This is a genomic window from Natronomonas sp., from assembly GCF_046483325.1.
Taxonomy (GTDB): Archaea; Halobacteriota; Halobacteria; order Halobacteriales; family Haloarculaceae; genus Natronomonas.
This window is the reverse complement of the sequence record NZ_JAWODL010000009.1, coordinates 1-26,418: the sequence shown is the minus strand read 5'-3', so window position 1 is coordinate 26,418 and position 26,418 is coordinate 1. Positions and strand designations below refer to the sequence as shown.

26 protein-coding genes and 1 tRNA gene are annotated in these 26,418 nt (G+C 62.0%); 12 read left to right on the top strand and 15 right to left on the bottom strand.

All coding sequences use genetic code 11. The annotated features are described in order from the left end of the window. Positions 1–37 precede the first annotated feature (37 nt). The 6 genes from R6U53_RS01675 to R6U53_RS01650 all read right to left on the bottom strand — a co-directional run bounded on the left by R6U53_RS01675 (position 38) and on the right by R6U53_RS01650 (position 6,836). On the bottom strand, positions 38–3,073 hold the full coding sequence (locus tag R6U53_RS01675; RefSeq protein WP_410320643.1) for an FAD-linked oxidase C-terminal domain-containing protein: 3,036 nt from the start codon (positions 3,071–3,073) through the stop codon (positions 38–40). Between the two features lie 72 nt (positions 3,074–3,145). Then, positions 3,146–3,421 carry a hypothetical protein gene (locus tag R6U53_RS01670; protein WP_410320642.1) on the bottom strand — a complete coding sequence of 92 codons (276 nt, stop codon included), beginning with the start codon at positions 3,419–3,421 and terminating at the stop codon, positions 3,146–3,148. After that, on the bottom strand, positions 3,418–4,530 hold the full coding sequence (locus R6U53_RS01665; RefSeq protein WP_410320641.1) for an aminotransferase class V-fold PLP-dependent enzyme: 1,113 nt from the start codon (positions 4,528–4,530) through the stop codon (positions 3,418–3,420). The genes R6U53_RS01670 and R6U53_RS01665 overlap by 4 nt, the downstream gene beginning before the upstream one ends. After that, entirely contained in the window at positions 4,527–5,528 is a 1,002-nt protein-coding gene (locus R6U53_RS01660) for an NAD(P)/FAD-dependent oxidoreductase (RefSeq protein ID WP_410320640.1), read from the bottom strand. Before R6U53_RS01660 ends, R6U53_RS01665 begins: the two co-directional genes overlap by 4 nt. Further along, complete coding sequence (gene trxA / locus R6U53_RS01655) at positions 5,529–5,873, bottom strand: thioredoxin (protein ID WP_410320639.1); 345 nt, start codon at positions 5,871–5,873, stop codon at positions 5,529–5,531. Positions 5,874–5,990: 117 nt separating this feature from the next. Further along, entirely contained in the window at positions 5,991–6,836 is an 846-nt protein-coding gene (locus R6U53_RS01650; RefSeq protein ID WP_410320638.1) for a universal stress protein, read from the bottom strand. Positions 6,837–7,070: 234 nt separating this feature from the next. Here R6U53_RS01650 and R6U53_RS01645 point away from each other — a divergent pair, with 234 nt between their 5' ends. Continuing rightward, on the top strand, positions 7,071–7,238 hold the full coding sequence (locus R6U53_RS01645) for a hypothetical protein (RefSeq protein WP_410320637.1): 168 nt from the start codon (positions 7,071–7,073) through the stop codon (positions 7,236–7,238). Further along, positions 7,225–8,271: a sulfite exporter TauE/SafE family protein gene (locus R6U53_RS01640; RefSeq protein ID WP_410320636.1), complete on the top strand. Its 1,047-nt coding sequence runs from the start codon at positions 7,225–7,227 to the stop codon at positions 8,269–8,271. Before R6U53_RS01645 ends, R6U53_RS01640 begins: the two co-directional genes overlap by 14 nt. Positions 8,272–8,280: 9 nt before the next feature. Here the strand turns inward: R6U53_RS01640 and R6U53_RS01635 are convergent, their stop codons facing one another. Further along, positions 8,281–11,133 carry a DEAD/DEAH box helicase gene (locus R6U53_RS01635; RefSeq protein ID WP_410320635.1) on the bottom strand — a complete coding sequence of 951 codons (2,853 nt, stop codon included), beginning with the start codon at positions 11,131–11,133 and terminating at the stop codon, positions 8,281–8,283. 369 nt (positions 11,134–11,502) lie between these two features. On the opposite strand from R6U53_RS01635, the gene R6U53_RS01630 reads away from it, so the two are divergent. Together R6U53_RS01630 and R6U53_RS01625 are read left to right on the top strand one after the other, a co-directional pair. After that, positions 11,503–11,871: an ATP-binding protein gene (locus tag R6U53_RS01630; RefSeq protein ID WP_410320634.1), complete on the top strand. Its 369-nt coding sequence runs from the start codon at positions 11,503–11,505 to the stop codon at positions 11,869–11,871. After that, complete coding sequence (locus R6U53_RS01625) at positions 11,804–12,658, top strand: translation initiation factor eIF-2B (protein WP_410320633.1); 855 nt, start codon at positions 11,804–11,806, stop codon at positions 12,656–12,658. The genes R6U53_RS01630 and R6U53_RS01625 overlap by 68 nt, the downstream gene beginning before the upstream one ends. 56 nt (positions 12,659–12,714) lie before the next feature. On the opposite strand, the gene R6U53_RS01620 is transcribed toward R6U53_RS01625, so the two are convergent. The 8 genes from R6U53_RS01620 to R6U53_RS01585 form a co-directional block, all read right to left on the bottom strand. Further along, complete coding sequence (locus R6U53_RS01620) at positions 12,715–13,020, bottom strand: hypothetical protein (RefSeq protein WP_410320632.1); 306 nt, start codon at positions 13,018–13,020, stop codon at positions 12,715–12,717. Positions 13,021–13,103: 83 nt separating this feature from the next. Beyond that, positions 13,104–13,799 (bottom strand): hypothetical protein, encoded by a 696-nt coding sequence (locus R6U53_RS01615; protein ID WP_410320631.1) that lies wholly within the window; start codon positions 13,797–13,799, stop codon positions 13,104–13,106. A gap of 511 nt (positions 13,800–14,310) precedes the next feature. Further along, positions 14,311–14,442, bottom strand: coding sequence for a hypothetical protein (locus R6U53_RS01610; protein WP_410320630.1), 132 nt, complete (start codon positions 14,440–14,442; stop codon positions 14,311–14,313). An 80-nt stretch (positions 14,443–14,522) separates the two neighbouring features. Beyond that, the gene (locus tag R6U53_RS01605; RefSeq protein WP_410320629.1) at positions 14,523–16,796 is read right to left on the bottom strand and encodes a CDC48 family AAA ATPase; all 2,274 of its coding nucleotides are present in this window, start codon (positions 16,794–16,796) and stop codon (positions 14,523–14,525) included. A 3-nt stretch (positions 16,797–16,799) separates the two neighbouring features. After that, complete coding sequence (locus tag R6U53_RS01600) at positions 16,800–17,036, bottom strand: hypothetical protein (RefSeq protein WP_410320628.1); 237 nt, start codon at positions 17,034–17,036, stop codon at positions 16,800–16,802. Between the two features lie 191 nt (positions 17,037–17,227). Next, positions 17,228–18,157 carry a hypothetical protein gene (locus R6U53_RS01595; RefSeq protein WP_410320627.1) on the bottom strand — a complete coding sequence of 310 codons (930 nt, stop codon included), beginning with the start codon at positions 18,155–18,157 and terminating at the stop codon, positions 17,228–17,230. Continuing rightward, complete coding sequence (gene priS / locus R6U53_RS01590) at positions 18,154–19,335, bottom strand: DNA primase small subunit PriS (protein ID WP_410320626.1); 1,182 nt, start codon at positions 19,333–19,335, stop codon at positions 18,154–18,156. The genes R6U53_RS01595 and priS overlap by 4 nt, the downstream gene beginning before the upstream one ends. 44 nt (positions 19,336–19,379) lie before the next feature. Then, complete coding sequence (locus tag R6U53_RS01585; protein ID WP_410320625.1) at positions 19,380–19,868, bottom strand: GNAT family N-acetyltransferase; 489 nt, start codon at positions 19,866–19,868, stop codon at positions 19,380–19,382. Positions 19,869–20,013: 145 nt separating this feature from the next. On the opposite strand from R6U53_RS01585, the gene R6U53_RS01580 reads away from it, so the two are divergent. From R6U53_RS01580 to R6U53_RS01545, 8 genes are all read left to right on the top strand, one after another. Beyond that, positions 20,014–20,421, top strand: a complete 408-nt coding sequence (locus R6U53_RS01580; protein ID WP_410320624.1) for an archease — start codon at positions 20,014–20,016, stop codon at positions 20,419–20,421. 134 nt (positions 20,422–20,555) lie between these two features. Further along, positions 20,556–20,630: transfer RNA gene (locus R6U53_RS01575), tRNA-Glu, on the top strand. A gap of 147 nt (positions 20,631–20,777) precedes the next feature. Further along, positions 20,778–21,623, top strand: a complete 846-nt coding sequence (locus R6U53_RS01570) for a shikimate kinase (protein WP_410320623.1) — start codon at positions 20,778–20,780, stop codon at positions 21,621–21,623. Next, entirely contained in the window at positions 21,581–21,910 is a 330-nt protein-coding gene (locus tag R6U53_RS01565) for a chorismate mutase (RefSeq protein WP_410320622.1), read from the top strand. Before R6U53_RS01570 ends, R6U53_RS01565 begins: the two co-directional genes overlap by 43 nt. Before the next feature lie 150 nt (positions 21,911–22,060). Then, on the top strand, positions 22,061–22,342 hold the full coding sequence (locus tag R6U53_RS01560) for a tyrosine-type recombinase/integrase (protein WP_410320621.1): 282 nt from the start codon (positions 22,061–22,063) through the stop codon (positions 22,340–22,342). A gap of 123 nt (positions 22,343–22,465) precedes the next feature. Continuing rightward, positions 22,466–23,101 carry an SOUL family heme-binding protein gene (locus R6U53_RS01555; RefSeq protein WP_410320620.1) on the top strand — a complete coding sequence of 212 codons (636 nt, stop codon included), beginning with the start codon at positions 22,466–22,468 and terminating at the stop codon, positions 23,099–23,101. Between the two features lie 277 nt (positions 23,102–23,378). Beyond that, a complete protein-coding gene (locus R6U53_RS01550; protein ID WP_410320619.1) occupies positions 23,379–24,389 on the top strand; it encodes a hypothetical protein in 1,011 nt (336 codons plus the stop codon). Positions 24,390–24,691: 302 nt separating this feature from the next. Beyond that, on the top strand, positions 24,692–25,939 hold the full coding sequence (locus R6U53_RS01545) for a hypothetical protein (RefSeq protein WP_410320618.1): 1,248 nt from the start codon (positions 24,692–24,694) through the stop codon (positions 25,937–25,939). The last annotated feature ends 479 nt before the right edge of the window (positions 25,940–26,418 follow it).

The window sequence follows — 26,418 nt, the reverse complement described above, 5'->3', positions numbered from 1 at the left end:
GTCTCGGGAAAAGCGAATTCATACCGTGGACCCGTATTCAGGCCAGCGCTTCGCGGAGCTTCTCGACGGGGTGAGCCGGTCTTTCGCCCACGAAATCGTCGTCTCCGAGCTGGGATCGACAGGAGGCACCGGGGGCGACGATCTCGCTGCCGGGGCTCTCTTCGACTTTCTCGTGGAGGATCTCCCCGATCGCCTTCGAGAGTTCGTAGTGTTCGGCCTCGTAGCCGAACGAGCCGGCCATCCCACAGCACGACGAATCGAGCGCGTCGACCTCGTAGCCGGCCGCTGACAGCGCCGCGGCGGCGTGGTGATCGCGGTTGAGCGCCTTCTGGTTGCAGTGGCCGTGATACGTTAGATACTCGTCGGACGCGTCGAACTCGATGTCGTCGGTGACCCGGTACGTGTTGAGGTACTCACAGACGCCGTAGGCGGCGACGGCGAGGTCCTGCACGCGGTCGTCGTCGAGCAGGTCGACGTACTCGTCTTGGAACATCACGGCGTCGGACGGTTCGACGAAGAGCACGGACCAGCCGTCCTCGACGTACGGCAGCAGAGCGTCGAGATTCGTCTGTGCGCGCCGTTCGGCCTCGTCGAGCAGCCCCATGGAGAAGGCCGCCCGCCCGCTCGCGGCGACTTCACCGACGGCGACGCGGACGTGGACGTTCGCCGCTTCGAGCAGTTCGACCGCGGCCTTGCCCGGTTCGGGGTAGTTGTAGTTCGTGTAGGTATCGGGGAACAGGAGGACGGTGTCCTCGGCGTCGGCTTCGGCGACCTTCGGCCCGCGGGATTCGAACCAGTCGACGAGCGTCTCGTTCGAGAATTTCGGCAGGTCGCGCTCGGGAGCAATGCCGAGTACCTTCTCCGCGATCAGATCCGAGCCTGGAAGGCTCTGCGCCCAGTTCGAAACCGGGGCGAGCGCGCTGCCGATCGAGTTGACCCGGTCGACGTTGCCGAACAGTTTCGAACGGAGGCTCGTCCCCTCCTCCTCGTGATATTTATACTTGACTTCGGCTTTCAGTTTCGCGAAGTCGACGCCGGTCGGACAGTCGGATTTACACCCCTTACAGCCGACACAGAGGTCGAGCACTTCCTTTTGGAAGCGATCGGAGTAGATCTCCTCCTCGGGGAGTTCGCCGCTTATCGCCGCCCGGAGGGTGTTCGCGCGGCCGCGGGTCGTCTGAACCTCCTCGCGGGAGGCTCGGAACGTCGGGCACATCGTGTTCTCATCGGTCTGCCGACAGGTCCCACAGCCGTTGCAGAGTTCGACGAGGTGGGAGAATCCGCCCTCGTCGGAGAAATCGAGCTTCGTTTGCGGCTCGAGAGACTGGTAGCTTGACCCGTACCGAAGGTTCTCGCGCATGTCTGCGCCGACGCCGCGGTGGTTGTCGGGGCCGAAGTCTTCGGAACTGTCGCGGTAGACGACGTTCCCCGGATGCATGAACCACTCGGGGTCGAATGCCGTCTTGACTTGCTTGAACGCGTTCCAGAGGTCCTCACCGTACATCTTCGGGTTGAATTCGGTCCGGGCCATCCCGTCGCCGTGTTCACCGGAGAACGCGCCGTGGTGTTTCAACACCAGATCCGTCACGTCGTCGGTGATCGAGTGCATCTTCTCGATCCCCTCCTCATCTTTGAGGTTCAGGATCGGCCGGATGTGAAGCGTCCCGCTCCCCGCGTGTGCGAAATACGCGGCCGACGTGTCGTGGTCCTCCAGCACTTCCTCGAAACCGACGACGTACTCGGCCAGTTCTTCCGGCGGCACCGTCGCGTCCTCGATGAACGGATAGGGTTTCGGATCGCCCTGTAACCCCATCAACAGCGGAATCGCGGCTTTTCGGAGCGACCAGATGTCCTTTTGATCCCCGTCGGTGTACGCCTCGAGGACGTCGAAGGCGTCGCCCTCCTCGACGAAGTGGGCGTTCGTCGCCTCGATGGCCGCCTCGAAGTCGTCGTGCAGTTCCGAATCGTACTCGAGCATGAGTGCCGCCGCCGTCCCCTCGGGAATCGGCTCGGCGTACTCGCTGTAGCCGTCGGATTCGGCGGCGAGACGGAACACCTCGTCGTCCATCAATTCGACTGCGCTGACGTCGAATTCGAGCGCCTCGGGGACGGCTTTCATTGCGTCGACGAGATCCTCGAAGAAATACAGCGCGAGCGCCGTCTCCTCGGGGACGGTCACGAGGCCGACGGTCGCTTCGACGATAACGCCGAGCGTTCCCTCGCTGCCGACGTAGAGCTTCGAGAGGTTGATCACCTCCTCGCCGCCGTCGTTCTCGTAGACGACCCGATCGAGGTTGTAGCCGCTGACGCGCCGTTTGAGTTCCGGGTACCGGGCCTCGATTTCCGCTTCGTTGTCCTCGACGAGACCACGGACGGTCTCGTAGATCTCGGCCTCGCGGTCGTCCTTCGAGACGATCTCGTCGTACTCCTCGCTGTCGAGGACAATCTCGCGAGCGTGCAACAGCGAGCCGTCGGGGAGAATCGCTTTGACTTCCTCGGTGTAGGCGTCCGTGATACCGTACCGGACGGAGTGTGCCCCGGTGGAGTTGTTTCCGATCCCGCCGCCGACCGTCGAGCGGTTCGAGGAGGCTGGGTCTGGTGCGAACTTCAATCCGACGTCGGTGAGTTCGTCCTCGAGGTCGTCTTGCACGATCCCCGGCTGGATCCGAGCCTGCTGTGTCTCGGCGTCGACCTCGAGTAGCCCGTCCATGTGTCGGGACATGTCGAGAACGACACAGCCCGGACCGACGGTCTGACCGGCGAGCGACGACCCCGCACCGCGCGGGAGGATCGGCGTCTCGTGGTCGACGGCGACCTCGACGGCCGCGCGAACGTCGTCGATATCTTTCGGGTAAACGACGCCGGCCGGCCGCGCCTGGTAGATGCTCCCGTCCGTCGCGTACAGTATCTGCGCGTACTCGTCGAACCGAACGGCACCGGAGACGGACTCGTCGAGATCCGACGCGAGATCGACGTACTCCGAGACGGTCTCACCAGACTGCCGTTCGAACGGCGACGGATCGCCCGGTGGATCGGCCGGCCGAACCATCGGCTCCTGATTCTCAGCGCCCATACGCACGAAGGCGACCGTAACCGTCTAAAGGCTGTCGCTTTCGGTGGTTTCGGGAGGCTTCGGTACCGACGACTACACAGCTTCGTCGAGGTCGTACTTTTCCGCCATTCGGGCCGCTTCGTCCGCGTATCGCTCGCGTGTCTCGAGGTCCTCGACGACCCCGAGGTTTGACGTCTCGACTTCGAGACTTGCCGGCGTCGCTCTCGAGTCACCGGTGAAACTCGTCAGGGCCCGCTCCTTCCGGAAGTATTGGCGTCCGTCCGGGGTCGCGTAGGTGAGGATGATGAGGTTCTGTTCGTCGTCGGAGTACGTCCGTTCGACCATCCAGACTCGGGTCGTCTCCGTCATGTCCGATCACCGATGACGTCCAGGAGTAAGTCGATTTCGGATGCCGTCGAGACGGCGTGTACCGACACGCGAACCGCCTCGGGGGACGACAGTGAACGCACGACTATCCCACGTTCAGCGAGCCGATCGACGGTCGCGTCGGGGTCGTCGCCCGCGATGCTGACCAGACCCGAGTCGTATGCGCGCGGGCTCAAGAGCCGGTCACCGTCGACCCCGTCTTTCAGACGGTCGGTGAGCGTTTCGATCCGCGTCTCGATCGTCTCCAGACCGACCTCCTCTATCGCGTCCATCGCCTCGACGAGGCCGACGTGCGGAGCCGGCGACGTGGTCCCGATCTCGAATCTGGCTGCCCCGTGCTTGTACTCGATATCGTCCGCTGTGGGCGTCGTGACGCTCCGATAGCCGATCGAGCCGGGGGTGAGTTCGTTCGCACGCTTTCGGTCGACGTATAGAAACCCCGAGCCCCACGGACCGAGCAGCCACTTGTGACCGGCGGCCGCGACCGCATCGGCGCCCCACTCGTGTACGTCCATCGCCCCCTGTCCGGGCGTCTGAACGGCGTCGACGAGCGAGAACGCGTCCGAATCAGAGGCGATCTCGGCGAGTTCGCGGACCGGCAGTTGCGTCCCGTGCGTCCACGTCGTCGCGCTGGTGCAAGCGAGTTTCGCGTCCGCGACCGCGTCGGCGAACTCGTCGGTGTCGATCGCCCCGTCGGTCGTTTCGAGGACGCGTACCTCGACGCCGCGGGATTCCAGGCGCTTCCACGGCAAAATTCCGGCGGGATGTTCCAGATCGGTTCGAACGACGACGTCGCCGGGCTCCCATTCGAACGCGTTCGCGATCCGATTGATCCCGTCCGTCGTACTCTCCGTCAGCGCGATCTCGTCGGCGTCCGCACCGATGAAGGCAGCGATACGTTCGCGAACGTCCCGATAGGCACCGAACGCGGTGTCATACGGGTCCGAAACCCCGGAGCCGTACTCGTGCTCGGCCAAGAAGTCCGAGGCAGCCTCGACGACGTACCGGGGACTCGGCCCGTGTGCGCCGAAATTGAGATACGTCGATTCGTGGAGGGCGGGCACGTCCTCGCGGAGTTCCTCGGGCGTCATGCGAGGAGTTCGGGCTCGTGAGTCAGTTCGTCGAGATACGCCTCGGCGTCGAGTGCCGCCATCGAGCCGGTTCCGGCCGCTGTGATGGCCTGTTGGTACCGCGAATCGGCCACGTCGCCGGCGGCGAACACACCGTCGACAGCCGTCGCGGTGGTTCGGGGATCGGTTCGAACGTATCCGCGGTCGTCGAGATCGAGGGGGGTGTCGACGAGGAAGTCGGTGTTCGGCTCGTGGCCGATCCCGTAGAAGACACCCTGCACGTCGAGTTGCTCGACTTCGACGCGCTCGTCGCCATCGTCACGGCGTCGGCTCGGATGACCGTCGGGGTGAGAGACGAGCGTGACGCTCGTGACGCCCTCCGACGGCGAGCCGTGGATCTCGGCGAGTTCCGCGTTCCACCGGAACTCGATATCGTCGTTCTCCGTGGCGCGCCGAGCGAGGATCTCCGAAGCGCGAAGCTCCTCGCGACGGTGGACGACGGTCACGGAATCAGCGAACTTGGTGAGGAACAGCGCCTCCTCCATCGCGGCGTCGCCCCCGCCGACCACGAGCACGTCGTGATCGCGGTGGAACGCGCCGTCGCAGGTCGCACACGTCGAGAGCCCGTATCCCATGAGTTCGTCCTCACCTGGAACGCAGAGCGTTCGGGCGCTCGCCCCGGTCGCGAGGATGACGGCGTGCGTCCGTATGGTCTCGCCGTTCGAGAGGGTCAGCCGAAACGGCCGACCGTCGAGATCGGCGTCGACGACGGAGGCGTGTTCGAACAATGCCCCGAACGATTCGGCCTGCTCGCGCCCGCGCCGGACCAGCTCGTGACCGCCGACGCCGTCGGGAAAGCCGAGGTAGTTCTCGACGCCGGTCGTCAGCGTGAGCTGGCCGCCCGGCTCGTCACCGGTCAAAACGAGCGGATCGAGATCCGCACGCGCGGCGTAGATCGCTGACGACTGACCGGCGACGCCGGAGCCGACGATCACCACGTCGAGAGGTTCCGCGGGCATCTACGCTGTGTACCTCCCGATCAGGCTCGAGAGCTGATCGGCCGACTGCACGCCGACGAGCCGTTCGACGTTCTCGCCGTCGGCGAAGAGGAGTAACGTCGGGATGCCTTGGACGCCGTACTGGGACGAGAGTCCCGAGAGCCGGTCGACGTCTACTTTGACGACGGCAGCGTCGGTGTCGCTCGCGATCGACTCGATCGTCGGCTCCATCATCCGACACGGACCGCACCAATCCGCGTAGAAATCGACGAGGACGACGTCGTAGGTGGAGACGGCCTCGTCGAGACCTTCCGCGTCGGTTAGCTGAATCGGTTCGGTCGGGATGGGTTCTGCGTTGGAACTCATACACTGCTGGTTAGGGGAGAGGAACGTATAATAGTTTTGGATAGTTCTCACAATACTCTACAATATACATGAATCGTCGCAGACGCAAGGAAGGCCAGTCGAAGATCGTATGCCGTGTCAGACCTGCGACGTCGGGATGAGCAACACGTTCGCGTCCGCTTGGGCAACGACCTGTTCGGAAACGCTCCCCAAAAGAAGGCGGCGCATCCGGCTGTGTCCGCGCGAACCCACGAGCGTTATGGTCGGCGAGTGGGCGGCCTCCGATCGGAGGATCTCGTCAGCCGGATCCCCCCTACGAACGTCGATTTCGGTTTCGATGCCCCATTCTTCCAGCGTCTCGGCACGCTCCCGCAATCGATCGGAGACTGCGGACGCTTCATCGGTCAGCTCTGGATCCTTCGGCGTTTTGACGTGCACGAGCGTCGCGCGACGCGTCGCGTGCCGCAGATACGAGAAGGCCTCGAACGCGCGCGACGCGTTCTCGGAGAAGTCGGTCGCATAGAGGACGTGTCGAAAGAGGTGCTTTCGGACGGGGGCGGGATCGTCATCGCCGCGCTCGATGCGATTGACGACGAGCGGGACGACTGTGGTCCGCGCTAAGTTCCGCGCCGTCGAGCCGATGACGCGGTTCTCGAGCGGGCTCTTTCCGCGAGAGCCGACGAGGACCAGATCGGCGACGATCGTCTCGGCGATACCGTTGATCCGCCTGTGAGGCGTTCCGCGAACGACGTGCGTCTCGACGTCGAACCCGGCCCGTTCGATCACGTCGCGGTATTTCGAGAGCGCCGTCTGTCGTCGACTCTCGAAGTCGATCCCCGGCATCCCGGCGTGAACGTTCGACGGGACGACGGTCACGAGATGAATCTCGTCGACACCGATGCGGCCGAGGCAGTCCAGACACGTTTGGTTTTGGATCGCCGCTTCGCTGGCCGCCGATAGATCTGTCGCACAGAGTGCTCGCATGGTTGAACTACGACGGATCTCCACATATGAATTTCTCACCCAGCGGCGTCGGACGAAACGCTCAACAGCGGTACAAAAACCTACTCGTAAGTTATGTATGGCGAGACAGGGGTTACCGGAATATAGTATTGTACCAATCAGACACAACCATTATATCCCTCCATCGGATACGGTATATTGAGCAGAAATGGAGCAACTCCAAACAATCGAACGAACGGATCGAATGGGTGAACCATGGCGGGACTAGAAGTTCCGACCTGGGATCCGGAGACCGCGCTCCTGATAGGGGCCATTTTGATCGAAGCGGTCATCCTCTACGTCGGGTACGGCGGCCTCGAACGGTTGGTCGGTCCGAAACTTATGAATATCCTCGTCGGAGGCCAAGACGATGCTGGACAGTAGCCTCGCCGCCGTCGGCGGGTCCCCCGAACTGCTGGCGCTCTTCGTCGGCTTCGGACTGGTCGTCGGCATCCTCTTCGGCTTCTTCGGGATGGGCGGTTCCTTCCTCGTCACGCCCGCCCTCTTGATGATGGGATATCCGGCTCGCGTGGCGGTCGGAAGCGGGATGGCGTTCGTCTTCGGGACGGCCGTCATCGCGACGCTGAAACACCACGATCTCGGGCAGGTCGATTACAAACTCGGCGCGATCATGATCGCCGGGACGACGCTCGGGATCGAAGTGGGTCGCGCGAGCGTCTTCTATCTCGAAACGCTCGGGCTAGCGGGCGGCATTATCAGTGTCGCGTACGTGCTGTTACTCGGTGGCATCGGCCTACTCGTCACCCGTGAGGCCCTCAAAGGCGGTGGCGTGGGGGTCGATCACGACGCCGCCGACAAGGACCTCAGTGAGTACGACATTCCGGAAACGGCGAAACGGATCCAGCGGACGATTCGAATTCCGCCGATGGTCACCCTCCGCGGCGACGTGCAGGTCTCTCTGTGGGTCATCACGATCGTCGCGTTCCTGACGGGGCTCCTGTCGGGCTTTCTCGGCGTCGGCGGCGGATTCATCCGCATGCCTGCGATGATCTACGCGGTCGGCGTCCCGGTTCCGGTCGCCGTTGGGACGGACCTCTTCGAGATCGTGTTCTCCGGCGCGATCGGGAGCTACCTGTACGGACAGGGCGGCGGCGTCGACCTCTCGATCGTCGCTCCGCTCCTGTTCGGTAGCGCACTCGGCGCGCGTATCGGTTCGGCCGCGACCGCGGTCGTCGACGCCGACGGCATCAAGATCTACTTCGGTGGAATGCTGTTGGTTGGTTCGATTGCGGTCGGAATCGGCGAGATCGGATCGTATCTCGGCAGCGAACTGCTGGAGACGGTCGGACTGATCATGGTCGTCGGAGCCGCCGTCGTCGTCGCCGCGGCGATCCTCTACACCTCAGTGCTGTCGCTTCGAGCGAAACGGAGCCGACACGCCCCAGCGGCGGAGTAGTCGGGATACTCAATCCCAAAACGACTTCGTTCGGGCGTACTGGCGTTCGCGCTCGATGATGTCCCGGTAAAAATCCATCTCGTCCTCACGGTGATTGTTGATCACCAACGCGGCGTTGCGGGGACCGACACCCCGCGCCGCAAGTGCGATCACCGCTTTCTTGCCGTGGCTCTGAACCAGACTCGCGGCCCTGTACGCTCGTTCGGTTTGTTTTCGTTGATCGTCGCTCTTCCGGTGTTCGTCCGTCCGAACGGAATCCAGCACTTCGTCGGCCCACGGATTCAGCGCCGCGATACGCGTCGAGGCACAGTTCGGACACTCCGGCTGTTCGGGGACTCGCTCGACGGTCTGTCTCCGATCCCACTCGTTGCAATGTAGACACGCGAGGAGCACCCGGTCGTCCATGATTCGCTCTTTGACCGTCTCGACGACGGATGCGTCGGCTTTCTCCGGCGAGAGCAGTTCCCGCCCCGACGACCGACCGGCCCGGCCGAGCGCCGTCCGCCCGCCGACCGTTTCGAGTTCGAGATTCTCCGCCTGAATCCGGCGAACTACGTCGCTCGCGCCATCCACGTCGAGTTGTTCGTGGAGGACGACCCGGATCGACTCGTCGTAGATCGGCGTGTCCTCGAGCGCTTTGAGTAGTCGATCCTTCCCGAATCGGTTCTGGCTCGAGCCCTTCCCTTTCCAGCGTTTCAGTGCGCCGAACTTCGCTGCGACCTGTGCCAGCGTGAACTTCAGCGCGTCGGAGTTTTTCAGGCTCAGTTCCACGAGCGTCGGGACGTGTTCGGGATCGGTCGTCTCCAGTATCTCGACGGCGTCACCCATAGTGATTCCCGATGGAACTTCGAGCTCGATTCGGTAGGGATCGACGTCCATCGCGACCGAGGAACCGGTTCGCTGTCCGATGAGCGCCGACAGCAGCCGACCCAGCGTCTCGTTTATCGTATGCCCGAACGCGGCGTTGAGCACGATCTCCCGGCCGAACCCCTCGACGAGGACCCGACGATCAGAGGGCACCGGACCCTCGTGGGCCTCGACCGGCGCGAGCGCTTCGCTCGCAGTGTGTTCGTCGGTCGGGAACCGATCGGCGAGCGCCCGTGCGACGTGTCCGCGTCCCATCCCGTCGTCGAACCGCGCTCGCGTCTCCGCCCGCGTCCGCCCGACGTGTTGGGCGACGTCGTAGGGCACAGGGATCTCCTGGCCGACCCACGACGGCACTTCGCCGGTCGGCGATCCGACCGGCGAGACCAACACCTCCTCTGTCTCGTCGTCGATCTCCGTGATTCGCCACATCTCACCGCGCTGAACGAACGTCTCACCCGGCGCGGCGAAGGTGACGACGAACCGTTCGGCGAGCGTGCCGACGGACTCCCCGGAGGCCATGTCCTTGACGACGTAGTTCGCCTCGTCGGGGATCATCGAGAGGTTCGCATAAAAGTACTGCCACGTGCCGCCGGATTTCTCGATGCGATCGGCGTCCTCGTCGAGCCACAGAAGTCGGTTCCCCGAAAGCTCTCGAACGACCGCCTTGAACTGTTCTTCGGAGAGGCTACGGAACGGGTACGCACGGGTGACTATGTCGTAGCCGCGAGCGGCTGACAGTTCGCCGAACCCCATGAGTAACCCCGGGATCTGGTTCGCGACCGTGTCGAGGCTCGCGTGGTGAATCCCGGCGGGTTCGACTTCGCCGCGTTCGGCCCGATCGACGATGGCGAGCGCCTCGAAAACGTCGTCCGGCGTCGTCGCGATGATCGTCCCCGAGGAGACCTCGTCGCGCCGGTGCCCCGCGCGCCCGATCCGCTGTAAGAGTCGTCTGACCTCTCGGGGGCTCGAATACTGGACGACGTGATCGATCCGGCCGACGTCGATCCCGAGTTCCATCGAGGAGGTACAAAGCAGCGCGTCGAGTTCGCCCGTCTTGAACCGGTCCTCAACGTCGATCCGGGCGGCTTTCGACAGCGATCCGTGGTGGATTCCGACATCGGTTCCGTAGGATTTCAGCCGCGATCCGAGCCCCTCGGCGGTCTGCCGCGTGTTGACGAACACGAGCGTCGAATCGTGCGCCGCGACGAGTTCGTCGATGACTCGGACGTGACTCGCGATGTCGGCTTCGGTCAACAACTCGCCGGCAGCGGTCCGATCGGCCGACTCGATCTCCGGCGTTCGAACCGACACGTCGACGTTCGATCCTGCCTCGACCTCGACGATCCGACAGCCGCGGTCGCCCGTCAGAAACCGGCCGACCTCCTCGGGATCGCCGACCGTCGCGGAGAGGCCGATCCGCTGGAACGGCCCCGCGTGCTCGCGGAGGTGTTCGAGCCCGATCGCGAGCTGTGCGCCCCGCTTCGACGCGGCGAGTTCGTGAACCTCGTCGACGACGACGTGTTCGACGTCGGCGATCGCTCGGCGGAGCTTCTTCCCCGTGAACATCGCCTGCAGCGTCTCCGGCGTCGTCACGAGCACGTCCGGCGGATCGTCGGCCTGTTTTTGCCGTTGGTAATCGGTGGTGTCGCCGTGTCGAACCGCGACCTCGATTCCCAGGGCCTCACCCCACCAGTCGAGCCGCTCTCGCATATCGCGGTTCAGGGCCCGGAGTGGCGTGATATAAAGCGCCTGTATCCCGTGTCTCCGTTCTCGGCTACAGATCGCGGAGAGGACGGGCAACATCGCCGTCTCGGTCTTCCCGGATCCGGTCGGAGCGATGATGAGGCCGTGATCGCCGTCCGTCAGCTGCGGAATCGCCCTTCGCTGTGGCTCCGTCGGCGTGGTGAATCCGCGCTCGGACAGCGCCGCGCGAACGTCGGCGTGCAAGTACGAAAACGCGTCCATAGCCGCCTCCGTCGCGACCCCATCGGTCATCGACTGTCGTTACGTCGCCAACGAAATAAGCGACACGTTCGGTATCGGAACCGATCGTCAGATCGAACCGCTACCGAAATGAGGACGGGATTGCATATGTACCCCCGTCGCATCGGGAGACAGACACCAGATGATCGCCTCGACACTGGACGCGGACGAGGCGCGACAGCGAACACCTCACGGGAGTCGCGTCGGCCCTCGAACGGATGGACCAACTCATCTCGGCATCCTCTCGATCTCCCGATAGGCGAGCGAGAAAAGCCACACAAAAGTCACGTCCCCGTCGGAGCCCGCCGCTGTTGGAACCACTCCCGAACGAGGGACCCGACATGCGTTCTAGAGGGTGAGTACGACGTTCGAGCCGACCGAGTGCGCGTCGAACGGCCGTTCGAGAACCTGTTTCGGAACGCGGTCGAACACGACGGATCCGGTGTTCCGCCGGATCACAGAGCGCAAGTGTTCGAATCGGACTTCACGACCGGGGAGGAGGGGATCGAACTCGACCTCTCGATCGTAGAGGGGGTCGTCGCCGCCCACGGTTGGCGTATCTTCGTCACGAACGGCATGGAGGCGGGACCCGATTCGAAATCGTCTACGTCGTTGGAGACCGACACGCCGAGACGCGAAACGCGCCCGAAGGCATATGCCGCCGCCGGTCGATTTCACGGGCATGATCGACGAAACAGTCGAGGAGATTCGAGAGATGCAAACGCACTCGTCATCGGTCGTCGCGGTTAAGGCGGCCGAGGCGTTGCGGGAGCTGTTGGACCGGGATTTCGCGACCGTCGAAGAGTACGTTCGATCGCTCGATCGAAACTCCAGCGCCCTCCGGCGCGCCCAACCCTCCCACGCGTCGCTGCACAACACCCAGCGTGAGATCCTCTCGAGGGTCGAAAACGGGGCGTTCGAGACGATCGAGGCGGCGAAAGTCGAGACGGAATCGGCCATCGATGCAGTGGTCGAATCGGTCGAAACCGCCAAGCACGGCGCGGCGGCGAACGCCGTCGAGTTTCTGCCCGACGGGGCCACGGTGTTGACTCACGATTACTCCTCGACGGTCGTCGAGGCGATCGAACTCGCCGCTCGCGAGGGACATCACCTCGACGTCTACGTCACGGAGGCGCGCCCGCGGTATCTCGGCCGGAAAACCGCACGAACACTCGCCGAAATCGACCGCGTCGACACCACACTCATCGTCGACGGCGCTGTGGGCCACTACCTCGACGACTGCGGCAGAGTGCTACTCGGTGTCTCCTCGATCGTCGACGAGACGCTGTACAACCGCGTCGGAACGTTCCCGATCGCGGCGACGGCGGCCGAACTCGCCGTCCCCGTCTCGGTCGTGGGTGCGAGCGAGAAACGGATCGAAAACGGGTTCATTTTCGAAAACGAGTACCGGTCGTCCTCTGAGGTGATGCGAGAACCAGCCGAGGGGTTCGCCGTCGCCAATCCGGCGTACGACGCGACGCCGGTTCACCTCCTCGACAACGTCATCACGGAATCGGGCGTCGAGCGGATCGATTGACATCCTCCCTGCGCTAGAGCACGGGGCTTTTTGTTCGCACTTCGGTACCGCCGCGTTCACCGACGGTGTTCGTCGTCGGGTGATTCGTCCGGTTGGTCGAGCGAAACGTCGTCACGTCTGGATTTGTGAATCTCGAAGCCGTCGGTGAACATCTCACGGTCGTCGGAATCTCGATTTCGTTCTTCGCGCTCGAAGAGGTACGCGAAGAATCCGAAGAGGGGGACGAAAAACGATATCGCGGCCCATTTGTTCGGTGACATCCCGTGGTTCGGCGCGTCGACGTAGGCGTAGCCAGCCATCACGCAGAGCCAAACCACCGGCATCGCGACCAGGATGATCGGGGCGAAGCGTACGAACTCCATACCGACACTGCGGGTGGCAGCGCATAAATGCTGGCGCCGCGGTCGATCGAACCTCGAAAGCTCCCGATCGAACGGGAGACGCATTATGTGGTGTGACCGATGGCGAGGATCAAAGACACGACGAGTGAGCCGACGGTCAACCCACCGAGAGCCAACACTAGCGTCGTCGCCGTCGCGTCGGGAGAGACTTGCACCATCGGCACGAAGAGGCGTACATCGAGGAATAAAACGAGTAGAGCCCCGACGATATCGAAGCAGAGGTCCATGATCGTATCGCGTCGGCCGTAGTAATCGAGCACACTTGGAACCCCGAACTGACGCTCGAGGACTCTACCCAGCAGTTCCAGCAACTCCCAGAAGACGCCAGCAAGGAGCGTCAACAGCACGACCACGATCCAGATGAGACCGCTGCCAGCGGAGAAAAAAACATGATCCACGGTGACCAGAAGGGCCGCGTACGCTAGCGCCGCGACGAGGGAGGCCGAGAGGGCGTGGGTGAGATGGTCCCACCACCAGACATCGTCGTACACGCCGAGCATCCCGGAGGCGTGGAGCAAGCCAGCGACGGCGATCCACAGTGGGAGTTCCGGTGAGAGCCCGAGAGTGACCTGATACACGCGGTGAGCGAGCACGTCAACGAGTATGGGAACGAGAACCAACAGAATCGATACGAGCACGTTGACGAGTGCCGAGATGTTCTCTCGGCGGACGGCCATGGAGGAGACGACCGCGAGCCCGCCCAGACAGGCAAAAAGGCCGACGTACTGGAGGGTACTCATGTACGTGATCTACCCGGTCGAATGGATTAATCCTGCGGGACACCGACACCAATCTGCGGGGGCCGTCAACGAGCGAACGATGCGACCTCGATTGGCCACCGGCCGGCGCTCGTTACCGATTCCGAAAGCCGCCGCTTCGTCGCACCTTGATGTCGAGTTTGTTCGTGGCGCGGATCCACTCGACGTACCCCGAGAGCCCGTCCCGAAGCGCCTCGATGGTATCGTAGCCTCCACGGAGTTCGTCGTTGCCAAGCCTTGCGTAAATCTACTCGTGGCAGGGTCGACAGGACATGACCGTCGGACTCTCGGCACGCGCTTCCGGGCGGAGATGATGTTCTTGGAGGACCTGTGGGTCGTCGATCCGTTCGAGTGGGACGACACGGCCGGACAGTTCGCAAGTCGTCGGCACGGTCCGGCGGTGGGGGTGGTGGTCAGACGAGGAGGAGGCGTTTCGATCCGTCCGAGTCGAACTCCGGCTGACTGAGGATCAAAGAACCGCAGTCGGGCCACGTCACGTCCGCTCGGCCGTCTCGCGTGTCGAACGGCCACACCTCGTCGATCGGAGCCGTCCGGTCGCGGGACAGATAAAGAGCGTGGCCTTCGAGATAGATCCGCCATCGGGAGGTTCGGTGTCCGTAGTCATCGCAGGATGGAGGGTGATCGACTGATAAATGCTTGCCGGCGACCGTGCTCAGAATCGACCGGGGAATGCTGACCCGGCGCTTACTGGAAGGTTCGGCTGATCTCGGGTTCGGCCGGTTCCTCGCCGGGGGTGAACTCCTCTTCGATCTGCTCGTAGCGCTCTCGGGTCTCGTTGTCGACACTCGGGCCGACCTCGTCGAGCGCTTCGTCGAAGTGCTCGCGGGTGATCCGGACGTTGCCGACGCTTTGAGCCGCCTCCTCCGCGGAGACGCTGTTGATGAACTCCCGCGTCGCGGCCATGGAGGCCTCCCGACAGACCGCCTCGATATCGGCACCGACGTAGCCGTCGGTTTCATCAGCGAGTTCGTCGATGTCGACGTCGTCGGCGAGCGGCTTGTTCCGGGTGTGGACGGCGAAGATCGCCCGTCGCGCATCCTCGTCCGGGACGGGAACATGCACGTGTCTGTCGAGGCGACCGGGGCGCAACAGCGCCGAGTCGATGAGGTCCGGTCGATTCGTCGTTGCGATGACGACCACGTCTTCCAGCGACTCCAGCCCGTCGAGTTCGGTCAGCAACTGCGAGACGACACGTTCGCCGACGCCCGAGTCACCCATCCGCTGGCCGCGTTCGCCCGCAATCGAGTCGATCTCGTCGAAGAAGACCACCGTCGGGGCGTTCGAGCGGGCCTTCTCGAAGACCTCGCGGACGCCTTTTTCCGACTCCCCGACGTACTTGTTGAGGAGTTCGGGTCCTTTGATCGAAATGAAATTCGAATTGGCCTCGTTGGCGATGGCCTTCGCCATGAGCGTCTTCCCCGTCCCGGGCGGCCCGTACAGCAGGACGCCCTTCGCGGCCTGCATGTCCATCGCCGCGAACACCTCGGGATAGTCGAGCGGCCACTGGATCGTCTCCCTGAGACGCTCCTTGGTGTCCTCGAGGCCGCCGACGGAGTCCCAAGTGATGTCCGGGACCTCGACGAAGACCTCTCGCATCGCGCTGGGTGAGATCCCCTTCAGTGCGTCCTTGAAATCGCCTTCGGTGACCGACATGGATTCGAGGATCTCGGCGTCGATCTCCTCCTGCTCGAGGTCGAGTTCGGGACGGATCCGACGGAGGGCGTTCATCGCGGCCTCCTTCGTCAGACTCGCCAGGTCGGCCCCGACGAATCCGTGGGTGTTGTCCGCGTACTGGTGGAGGTCGATCCCATCCGCGAGCGGCATCCCACGCGTGTGGACCTGCAGGATCTCCATGCGGCCGTCCTTGTCCGGGACGCCGATCTCGATCTCCCGATCGAAGCGCCCCCCGCGTCGCAGCGCGGGGTCGAGGGCGTCGACGCGGTTCGTCGCGCCGATGACGATCACGTCGCCGCGCTCCTCGAGTCCGTCCATCAGGCTCAGCAGTTGGGCGACGACACGCCGTTCGACGTCGCCGCTCGTCTCACCGCGCTTGGGGGCGATCGAGTCGATCTCGTCGATGAAGACGATCGCCGGCGCGTTTTCGGCGGCCTCGTCGAACACCTCACGGAGCTGTTCTTCGGACTCGCCGTAGTACTTCGACATGATCTCCGGGCCGGAGATATCCGTGAAGTGAGCGTCGATCTCGCTGGCGACGGCCTTCGCCATGAGCGTCTTCCCCGTCCCGGGTGGACCGTGGAGGAGGACGCCTTTCGGCGGCTCGATACCGAGCTGTTGGAACAGTTCGGGGTGTCGCATCGGCAGTTCGATCATCTCACGAACCTGTTCGAGTTCGTCGTCCAAGCCGCCGATATCCTCGTAGGTTATCGAGGGCGTGCCGCCGCTCGCTGCCCGTCCGCTACCCGAGCCGGCGTGCGTGATCTGTTCGGCGGGCTTTTCGCTGATTTTGATCTCCGTGGAGTCGGTGACGACGACGGTTCCGCTGGGGTCCGTATTGGCGATTCGAAGCGGGATGCGCTGGCCGCTTTGGGCTGACAACGGGCCGAGACCAAGCGAGAACGGAACGTTTTGCCCGGTCGTAACTGCCTGGCCGCTGAGCTTATCGCGGATGTGCGGGCCGATGTTGCCGCGGATCCGGAGGTTCTGCGGCAGCGCGACGGTCACCTGCTTTGCGGGGTTTACGTCCGCGGGCTCGATCTGAACCTTATCGTCGATGCCGACGTCTGCCTCCTGTCGGAGCCGACCGTCGATACGGACGACGCCGCGGCTCTGATCCTCCGGATAGCCGGGCCACACGCGGGCGACAGCGCGCGAGTCACCGCCGTCGATGACGATGTAATCGCCGTTTTCGAGCTCCAACTCCTCCATTGCGGCTCGGTCGATGGCTGCCAGTCCACGGCCAGCATCTTTCTGTTTCAGCGGTTTAACCGTGAGTCTCATTGATTATCGCTCCACCTCGATACTGACGATCCCATTGTTCATAATCGCACGGGTGGCTCCGTCCGGAACGTCGAACTCGTACTGGTCGTCGTCCACGACCACTATCGCGGTGCCGTCGACGACATCGACGCTCCCGTTGACGAACCCGAAATCGGCGACGAGAACGGTGCTGTCGTCGTATTCGTAGTGACGAACCACTCCGTCGATATCGCCGCGAATCGACTGCGTATATTCAGTCATACTAACTACGAGTTAGTGTCTAAGATATTTAAATCTTATTCTCAAAAACGCAGGCAGAGAACGCGTCAAACGTATTCGGTAGAGTTGCGGTTCACACCCGAGTCGGTCAAATATCTCGCGGAAATATCGCACCGAACCGGGGGGGAACAAAGCGATTGCTCGCCGGTGTGAACTCGAAAGCGGTCCCCGGACTAGAGACGCTCAGCCGCGTTCTTCTCGACGAGGACGTCCGCATTCGGCTCCGGGAGCGTGACGACGTCCTCGGCGCTGAGGTCGTAATCACGATCGTCCGCACCGACGATCTCGCCGACGTTCGCGGTGATTCGGACGGTCGTTCGCGGCAGTCCGGGAATCTCACGCGCTTCGGCGTCGATCTCGACCTCGGTGTTCGAGGGCGAAGCCGGCGCGGTCTCATCGGGCGGCGATTCGGGCGACACGGCCTCGGCTGATGGGGTATCCGGGGCAGATGCCGACTCCGATGACCGGTCCGGCGGCGCGAGTGAAGGGTCCGCGTCCGAGGCACGAGCAGCCCCGCCCGACGCACCGCCCATCAGATCGGCCGCGCTAATCCCGCCTCCGCTCCGTGTAGGGTCGGTCTCGGTCGACGCCGGCTTCGGTTCCGAGGCTGGCGACTGTCCAGTTTTTTCTGGGTCGGCCGTCGCAGTGTCGTCTGACACGGAATCCACCGACGCGTCGTCCGACCGCTCGTCGATCGTACACGAGACCGTCGTCGTCTCGCCGTCAAGTACAGAGAGGACCTGATCGCGGTTCTGCTCGATCCGGTCGACGAGATCCGTGAACAGCGACTCCTCCTCGCGGGTCAGGCCGTCCTCTTCGACCGGCATTCCCGCTGCGGCGATCGAAGCCTTCTTTACCACCTTTCCAACGCGACGTTCGTAGATAGCCTCGATGGTCCCCTCGGCCGTTTCGATGTCGTCGGTGAGCCGTCTAACTTCCGGCTCCGAAAACGGATCATCCGCCGCCTCGACGACTCGCGCGCGCTTGTCGTTGAGCTCGCCGATGAAGTCACCGACCTCCTTGTAAAACGACGAACGCAGGTGCTGGAGGTCGCTCGATTGACGCTCGCGTGCCTGCACCGACTGAAGTTCGTCGAGATTCATTCTCCTGCCTTGCTCGCGTGTCCGCGGGCCATCGCGAAGATACCCACGTACTCCGGGACGGAACGCACACCCTCCTGGATGCTAAATGTTTCGCCCCGGAGTTCGATCGTCGTCGCCTCGTCGGCGTACACCATGATCTCGTTGCCGACGAACGTATCGGGAACCGCATCGACCAGCGGATCGAACGCATCGAGGTCCGCGCGGTCGATGCGCAGAACTTCGAGTCCCGTCCCGCCGTGGAGGCTCCCCGGCAGCCGGATGAGCCGATTGATGTCGGTCGTCACCGGCTCGTCGATCGGTGCTGACTGCGCTCGAACCACCTCCGAAAAGATCAGGCGGGCGATACCGTGGACTGCGGGATGAACGTCGACGTTCCCCCGGGCGAGTTCCTCCCGATTGTTCCGCGCCGCGTTGAGCGCGGCGTTGGCTTTCCCCTCGCCGATCCCGTCGAACTCCCGGAGTCTGGCGATCGCGTCCGACTCTTCCATCGACAGCAGTTCGTCGACGAACTCGTCGAGTCGGCGTCGAGTACGTTCGGCCCACCCGCCGTCGGGTAACGTCCGTTTCTGGGCGGGCGAACGCCGGCCGGCGCTCCCGCTTACGGTTCGCGTCGAGACGATATCCTCGAACTCGATCCCCTCGCCGAGGACGTATTCGACGATTTCTCTGCGCGCGCGTCGACTCAAGCCGGAGACGTCGCCTCGTCGGACGTGAACGTGGTAGCCCCGACCACCGGAGAACACTATTTCGGGATTCTCGAAGCCGAAGTCAACTTCCAGGAGATCGAGCAACCGACGGAGGGCGTCCTGACACGCGTCGAGCATCGCCGCGTAGGTCGTCGTTTCGGGATCGACGCCGGGGAGGTGGTCTGCGTCGAGATCGAAGACGAGATCCGAGCCGCGCCACCCCTTTTCGCCCATCGATCCCGCACCGGGATCGTCGTATCGTCCCGCCGAAAAGTAGACGTGTCGCGGCCGCTCGCCGGCCAAGAACCCGCCCAGGTCGCCGCCGCCAGCGAGATCGAGGTACGAATTGTGCCGAACCATCGTCGTGCCGCCCGCCCCCCACGTGATGTATCCCCACTCGCGTTCGTTGCCCGCGGGGGGTGGCGAAACGGTCGTTCGGCGGTAGTGGTCGCCGAACCGGCCTTTGAGGTACTCACGGGTCCGGCCGTCCATACCTCGGTTTGGACAGGGGGGTGAAAAAGCGTTGCCGTCGCGAGCTACGCGCCGGGAACGAACCGCGAGAGCTTCGACGCCAAGCCGCCGTCGCCGAGCCGAAGGTAGTAGGCGTCGCCACGATCCTCGTAGTAGTTTTCCACCCGTCGTTCGACCTCGAAGCCGAGGCGTTCGTAAAACGCGAGCGCGCCGTCGTTCGTGGATCGCGCGTGACACGTGACCGAACTGTGTTCGTCGGCGACCGCCGCGACGAGCTGTCGACCGAGCCCCTCGCCACGGTACTCCGGCGCGACCGCCAAAAAGAGAATGTACCCGTCGCGCCGTGTCGACGCGAACCCGACTAGCGTCTCCGAGTCGTATCCCGGTTCGACGAGTGCGTACACCTTCGAGCGACGATAGGCGTCGGTGAAGAAGCCGCGGCGCTGTTTGAGAACGTTTTCACGCCGCCGAATGCGCTCTTTCAGCGCCCACGCCTCCTCGACGAACGCGTCGTCACCGGGGCCGAACGCACGGAGATCGATGGTGACACTCACTGCCACAGCGTACGATTCGGTCAAATATAACTCCACCGCCCTCGAACGTCACTCCCCCGCAAGGGTTTCCATCGACCCGTGCGAGTTCGAGGGGGATGGACACTCGATCCGCGGGCGTATTGATCCACCAGATCGAAGCGAGGGTATGACGTTCGAATTACGCGAGCACACGGCCGATATCGCCGTCGAAGCGAGCGGTGAAACGCTGAGCGACGTCTTCGAGGCCGTCGCTAGCGGGCTCTCTGCCGCTCACTGTGAGTCGATCCCCGAGACCGGCGATCGATTCTCCATGACCGTACGAGCCGAATCGAAAGAAGCGCTCCTCTTCGACTATCTCGACGAACTAATCTATCAACGTGACGTCCGAGACGTGCTCCCGGTGGATCACCACGCCTCGATCGACGAGGACGGCACGCTGACGCTGGAGGCGTCGGCGCGGGGAGTCCCAGTCGAGGATATCGAGGCCCGCGAAATCAAAGCAGTGACGTACTCCGAGATGGCGCTCGAACGGGAGTCGTCGGAATGGCGGGCTTACGTCGTCTTCGACGTGTGAACAGTGAAGGCCGAAATCGCTGCGGAAGACGATCCGACGTGACGTGCGAAAGCGCACCCAACCGCGCGCAAGCATCCGGTTCGCGGATCGATACAGACAGTTTTATACCGTCCCGAATCGGACTCGGAAACGTCGCTCGCTTGGTGTAGCCCGGCCAATCATATTGGCCTTTCGAGCCGATGACAGGGGTTCAAATCCCCTAGCGAGCATCCATATCTTTCGTGGGCTGGGTTCCGGAGCCCTGCGGCTGCCGGACGACACTCGATCGTGATGCGGATTTCCAAAGTGTCACGTCGTGTGCAGGATTCGCACGGCGACCGTCATCGCTTTGTAGCACCCACGGGGAGAGTGAAGCGATGGTTGGTCGTGCAGCCGCTCCGGCGGCCGGTACCGTATTGAACGCGCTCGCGAACGGGTACGGCTCCGCGTTCGCGATCGAGGACGCCTACACCGAGGCGACCGTGGAGCTCGACGACACCGGGGAGGTAACCGCCGAGATAGCCAAGAAACCCGACGGCGACACCCGGCTCGTCGAACGCTGCGTCGAATCGGTGATCGAGCAGTTCGGGGACGAAGAGGGCGGCCACGTACGAACCGAAAGCGAAATTCCGATGGCGTCCGGGCTGAAAAGCTCCAGCGCGGCAGCAAACGCGACGGTACTTGCGACGCTCGACGCCCTCGACGCTGACCTCGACCGAGAGGACGCCTGCCGGATCGGCGTCGATGCGGCGCGGGAGGTCGGCGTCACGGTAACCGGCGCATTCGACGACGCATCGGCGTCGATGCTCGGGGGTGTGACCGTGACCGACAACACGACCGATGAGGTGCTTCGGCGCGAGGATCCCGATTGGGACGTGTTGGTGTACACGCCCGACGAGCAGGGGTTTTCGGCCGACGCGGACGTGTCACGGTGTGAACGCATCGCTCCGATGGCGGACATCGTGTACGACCTCGCCATGGAGGGGGAGTATCTGGACGCGATGTGCGTCAACGGCTTCGCCTTCTGCGCGGCATTGGAGCGCTCCACGGAACCGCTGGTCGAGGCGCTACCTGCCGCCGCCGCTTCGCTGTCGGGGACCGGACCGAGCTACACCGCCGTCGGCGACCGCGAGACGCTCGAAGCGCTTTCGGAGACCTGGAGTAAACGGGAGGGTCACACATGGGTAACAACGACACAACGGACGGGAGCAACGATACGATGATGCGCGGTGATCCGGCGGAGATGGACCTCGACGAACTCCGAGAGGAGATCAGGTCGATCGACCAAGAGATCGTCGAACGGATCGCTCAACGAACGTACGTCGCCGAGAGTATCGCCGCGGTAAAGCGAGAGAAGGGGTTGCCGACGACGGACGAATCTCAAGAGGAAGCGGTGATGGAACGCGCCGGAGCGAACGCCGAACAGTTCGACGTGGACGCGAACCTCGTGAAGGCGATCTTTCGGCTGCTGATCGAGTTGAACAAGGTAGAACAAAGACACAACCGTTGACATCCTCCCCGCGCTAAAGCGCGAGGCTTTCTCCTCGATTCTCTGTAATACACGGCCTATTTTCATCGTACACGGGCTTTTTAGATACCCACCTCTGTTCTGTAGCCGTGGGAAACGAATGGTGAAAAAGATCTCTCGCTTCGACTGGAGTTGTGCGTTGAGCGTTTCGCTAACCGGTACGATGCATTTTCCCGCTCGCGGTCAACATTCAACAAACGAGTGCAGGCTGCTGCCGAGGAAGCTGGCCTTTCGGGGCGTGTCTATCCACACTGTCTACGAGCGACCGCCGCCAGCTACCACGCCTGCAAGGGCGTTGCCCCGATGCCGCTCCAAGCGCTAATGGGGTGGAGCGATCTGGCGACTGCGCAGAAATACATCCGTATCTCGGGGACAGCGACGGCTGATGCACTACGCCGTGTCCATCACGGGTAGAAACTTCCCAAACGCCGTTCAGTGGCGACGTGACCGATACAGAGTGTCCATGCAGTATGCAGAAAATCACGTCAGAGCTTGTCTCGGCAGTTCATTAATCCGTACGGACGACGAAGGTGTTGTATGAAACCGCTCACGAAGGCGGTACTTGTTGGCGGTGGCGTGGTATTTGCCGGCTGGGTTGGATGGGGTATCTACTCAACTAGGAAGGCGAACTCAGTGCCGTATGAACAGCTACGAATCTTAAACGGCGGTGAACTGCGTCAGTATCCCCAGACGGTTCTCGTCGAAACGACGGCACCAAATCAGTGGATTGCGTTTCGGCAACTCTTCAGATACCTCTCGGGAGCCAACCGAGGTAACGAGTCGATCTCGATGACTACCCCCGTCGAAACACAGAGAGGGACATCAATCTCGATGACTGCTCCTGTTCGGTCAGAGGCGACTGAGACCGACGCTGACACGGTCCGGATGGCGTTCTATCTACCTTCAGAGTATAGTCCTGAGACTGCACCAGAGCCGACGGACTCGGATGTTACACTCGTCACCGAGCCACAGAAGACTGTCGCTGTGAACCAGTTTTCATGGTATGCTCCCGAGTGGCGGGTTGCACGGCGGACACGGAAGCTTCTGTCCGCACTTGAAGGTGAAGGAATCGAACCGGTAGGCGACCCCACTCTCCTCCGGTATAATGATCCGTGGACACCGCCGTTTATGAGACGGAATGAAGTGGCAGTAGAGGTGGTTGAAGAGGGCTGACTGTTGATCTGAGTGACTCGGAAATCCTGTCTGCCCTTATCGAACACGCGGAGCGTGGATATTGTTTCTTATTGTCATGCACGACTTAGAGTATGAGGGCGCAGTGAAAAGTTTCCCAGGTTAAAATAGAGGAATCAAAAGCTCTGCCGCCGGATATTAGGTGACAAATTTCCAGCTCACCCGTTTCTTACGGTGTCCTTACAGTATCTATGTAGCACCACTGCTATACCCACTCATCGATTAAGAATTTACACAACGGCTAATCCGTTGCAGAATCATGGTCAAACCGATGCGAATAGGACGTCTGTTTATTATACTACTTGTATTTTTCCTGATTGCGTCGCCGGTACTGGCTCACGTTCCGGAATACCCAGACGACAACACGACCCCAGAACAAGCCGTTGAGATTTCGGATCCGATAAAATCGTGGGCCTTCTACGATTCGCTCGGCGAAGGTACGGTCAAGTACTATCGAGTAACCCTGCATACAGGTGAACGCCTCCACGTTGGGACGTTCACTCCTCGTACAGGGGGGTTCACTCCGTCAATCGTCGTTATGAGTCCAGCGCTTCATGCAACTGACCCTGTCCCAGAGGGGGTGACTGTGCCGGACGGTATGGGTGCTATCGTCGTTGAGGGAAATCGTCCCAATACCGCGACCTACGAACCATTCACGCCGTCGGCTAACTATCATACGGCCAGCTTTGATCAGCAAGTCGAAACGGAGCGGATCTACGTGATCGCCGTCTACGAGCCAGCAAACCAAGCCGGTCCAGTCGGCGTCACAATCGGGTACCAAGAGGAGTGGTCCCCGATGGAGTATCTAACCATTCCATTCGATCTCTTTCGAACACATCTTTGGGAGGGCCAGCATCCTCTCTTGGTGTTTGGTCCGTTTTTTCTGACGATTTTGGTGGGAATAGGGGTCGTTCGAAGACGATGGCATAGCGAATGGGGAGGGATACGGCTCCGCATTGCGCTGACCGGAGCCGGACTGCTGGCGATTGGAACAGCAGTGAATACTGCTGTTCAAATGAGTATTGCGTTAGCACAGACCGGACTGACACTTGCAGCACTCCTCACTACAGTGTTTGTCATAATCCCGGTTGTCGGTGGCAGCTGGGTGGTAGGGCTCGGACTGCAACCCGATTACAGGCTCACTTCCCGGAGACGCGTTGGTCTCGCAATCACTGGCACTCTCGTGCTCCTGACTTGGGCAGGTTTTATCATTGGGCCTGTGATCCTCATCGGACTGGCCGTGGCTCCTTCACGGGTATTCACAGAGTGATCCTGGACGCTGGGATGCTAATAGATACGTGGTCTAGAGTCAGAATGACCAGATGAATTACTCGACTTCTGTCATAAATAGCGTGCTGACTTCAGAGGATGTATTCAGCAGTTTGACAGTTGTCCTTGCAGTGTAGCTCCCTAATCAATACTGGCGAGCCATGGCTCTGTGTTAGCACATGTTAGATAATACATGAGTTTATATCATCTGCAGTATATTATAACACGAAGAGCGCGTAACCCGCAGTAGGAGTGGATTTCTCACGCGTTGGAATATGACGCTCTCAAATTCGAGTGACTACCATGACAAGCGAAGAGTTCAAAGAAGCGTGGGGCATAGACCGGCGAACCGTACTGAAGAGCGCGGGGGCGGCCTCTGGTGCAGCGCTCATCGGAGTCTCGTTCAGTGGCGTGGCCGCAGCCAAGGGGGGCGGGAAACCCTGCCACAAGGCCTTCGAGTGTACTGAAGGTGATGCCTACGTGAAATTCGAATTCGTTACCGAGACGGATGAGGATGGGAACATCACCGATTGCTATTTCGAGGAGGAGACGGACACTGGACTCGTCGAGATAACGGACTGGGACAGCAAAGATGGAGAGGAGTGCGAACCAGTCTCCGTCGAATGGGAGGCGGACGGATACGTCGCGACGACGGTGATGGCCTTCGGCGGTGGCGACTGTGACACTGTGGATGACCCGGGCACCGTCTATATGTCGGGCCTCGAGAACAACGGGGGGAACACGGCTGCTATCAGCAACCTCCAGTTCTGCCTCGAAGAGACGCCGTTCCCAGACTGTCCGATGTACGGAACGTCACGGGTTGGAGGCGAAGAGGGCAAAGTCGACATCTGGAGTATCCGAGACGACGCTGATGAAGGCGAGCTCGTCGAAGCCGTCGTCGGGGACATTCCGGACAACAGTTCCGATGCGAACTACCCGAATGGACTCGCGTTCGATCCGGCCACCGAGGTCTGGTACTTCGCGGAAAAAGGTGGCCTCCTCAAGACGATGAACGAGGACGGCTGTCTCGGGATCAAGGTGTACAACGGTATCTCCGGCGGAGGCGACATCGCAGGTGCGACGGTCTACGACGGTGCATACTACTTCACTCCGCAAGGCGGCGACGCCCTGTTCAAAGTCGAATTGAATAGCGACGGAAGTGTCGTGGAAGACAGCGGGAGTGTGACGGCGGAGAACGTTCGTACGCTACCAATCACCGGCAACACGTTCGGTGACATCGCTGCTGATGACAACGGAGTGCTGTACTTCAGTGTGAACGGAGCGTTCTTCAAAGTCGATCTGGCCGATTCGGCCAACGACGAAGTCATCGTCTCCGGCGAGAGTGACCGTGACAGCTACGCGGTTCTCAGCCAGCTCGCATTCGACGATACCGAGACCCTCTGGGCACACGACGCGAGTGACGGTGAATGGCGGACCGTCGACCCAGCGACCGGTGAGGTGAGCGACGTGGTCGCGACGACCAAGCAGTACACCGACCTCGCGACGTGTGGGACGTTCGAACTGAACGAGAACTGTGAAGAAGAAGCGTAATCTCAGATAGATTCTTTTTTGCGGCGGAGTCGAGTGAGAGATTCAAGCGTCGCCCGCGAACCAGTTGGCCAGCCACCGTTATCGATTTCTACCCCAAGCCGCATCGATACTCTCGCGATGTTGGGAACCGCCAGAGTAAGTGGACCGTTCCGCTCGGTACTGTCTCTCCATCTGCTCATTGGAATTGATCGTACCGATCTCTGTTGGTTCAGTCCCCGTGATATCGGTGCCGAGCGACACGCTGCATTCGCGCCCTGTATTCAGCACGCCGGTACTGTCAGATAATGCTTATCTCAGTAGGGCCGAACACTCCCGTAGCTAAGGACGAGCACCACGATGACGAATCCGACGATAATCCTGTTCTGTTATTGGTTCCGAGCGAAAAGTCGTGTCATGCCCCTAACGCATACTTCCCCCAGAACGGATCGCGCTTGCGGCGTTTGTCGAGATACATCCGCAGCGCTTCGAGTTCGTCGGAG

What these genes read in the sequence shown, in the direction of transcription:
- R6U53_RS01675 (WP_410320643.1), bottom strand. Translation starts at nt 3,073, where the DNA reads ATGGGCGCTGAGAATCAGGAGCCGATGGTTCGGCCGGCCGATCCACCG.
- R6U53_RS01670 (WP_410320642.1), bottom strand. Translation starts at nt 3,421, where the DNA reads ATGACGGAGACGACCCGAGTCTGGATGGTCGAACGGACGTACTCCGAC.
- R6U53_RS01665 (WP_410320641.1), bottom strand. Translation starts at nt 4,530, where the DNA reads ATGACGCCCGAGGAACTCCGCGAGGACGTGCCCGCCCTCCACGAATCG.
- R6U53_RS01660 (WP_410320640.1), bottom strand. Translation starts at nt 5,528, where the DNA reads ATGCCCGCGGAACCTCTCGACGTGGTGATCGTCGGCTCCGGCGTCGCC.
- trxA (WP_410320639.1), bottom strand. Translation starts at nt 5,873, where the DNA reads ATGAGTTCCAACGCAGAACCCATCCCGACCGAACCGATTCAGCTAACC.
- R6U53_RS01650 (WP_410320638.1), bottom strand. Translation starts at nt 6,836, where the DNA reads ATGCGAGCACTCTGTGCGACAGATCTATCGGCGGCCAGCGAAGCGGCG.
- R6U53_RS01645 (WP_410320637.1), top strand. Translation starts at nt 7,071, where the DNA reads ATGGCGGGACTAGAAGTTCCGACCTGGGATCCGGAGACCGCGCTCCTG.
- R6U53_RS01640 (WP_410320636.1), top strand. Translation starts at nt 7,225, where the DNA reads ATGCTGGACAGTAGCCTCGCCGCCGTCGGCGGGTCCCCCGAACTGCTG.
- R6U53_RS01635 (WP_410320635.1), bottom strand. Translation starts at nt 11,133, where the DNA reads ATGACCGATGGGGTCGCGACGGAGGCGGCTATGGACGCGTTTTCGTAC.
- R6U53_RS01625 (WP_410320633.1), top strand. Translation starts at nt 11,804, where the DNA reads ATGATCGACGAAACAGTCGAGGAGATTCGAGAGATGCAAACGCACTCG.
- R6U53_RS01620 (WP_410320632.1), bottom strand. Translation starts at nt 13,020, where the DNA reads ATGGAGTTCGTACGCTTCGCCCCGATCATCCTGGTCGCGATGCCGGTG.
- R6U53_RS01615 (WP_410320631.1), bottom strand. Translation starts at nt 13,799, where the DNA reads ATGAGTACCCTCCAGTACGTCGGCCTTTTTGCCTGTCTGGGCGGGCTC.
- R6U53_RS01610 (WP_410320630.1), bottom strand. Translation starts at nt 14,442, where the DNA reads ATGACTACGGACACCGAACCTCCCGATGGCGGATCTATCTCGAAGGCC.
- R6U53_RS01605 (WP_410320629.1), bottom strand. Translation starts at nt 16,796, where the DNA reads ATGAGACTCACGGTTAAACCGCTGAAACAGAAAGATGCTGGCCGTGGA.
- R6U53_RS01600 (WP_410320628.1), bottom strand. Translation starts at nt 17,036, where the DNA reads ATGACTGAATATACGCAGTCGATTCGCGGCGATATCGACGGAGTGGTT.
- R6U53_RS01595 (WP_410320627.1), bottom strand. Translation starts at nt 18,157, where the DNA reads ATGAATCTCGACGAACTTCAGTCGGTGCAGGCACGCGAGCGTCAATCG.
- priS (WP_410320626.1), bottom strand. Translation starts at nt 19,335, where the DNA reads ATGGACGGCCGGACCCGTGAGTACCTCAAAGGCCGGTTCGGCGACCAC.
- R6U53_RS01580 (WP_410320624.1), top strand. Translation starts at nt 20,014, where the DNA reads ATGACGTTCGAATTACGCGAGCACACGGCCGATATCGCCGTCGAAGCG.
- R6U53_RS01570 (WP_410320623.1), top strand. Translation starts at nt 20,778, where the DNA reads ATGGTTGGTCGTGCAGCCGCTCCGGCGGCCGGTACCGTATTGAACGCG.
- R6U53_RS01565 (WP_410320622.1), top strand. Translation starts at nt 21,581, where the DNA reads ATGGGTAACAACGACACAACGGACGGGAGCAACGATACGATGATGCGC.
- R6U53_RS01555 (WP_410320620.1), top strand. Translation starts at nt 22,466, where the DNA reads ATGAAACCGCTCACGAAGGCGGTACTTGTTGGCGGTGGCGTGGTATTT.
- R6U53_RS01550 (WP_410320619.1), top strand. Translation starts at nt 23,379, where the DNA reads ATGGTCAAACCGATGCGAATAGGACGTCTGTTTATTATACTACTTGTA.
- R6U53_RS01545 (WP_410320618.1), top strand. Translation starts at nt 24,692, where the DNA reads ATGACAAGCGAAGAGTTCAAAGAAGCGTGGGGCATAGACCGGCGAACC.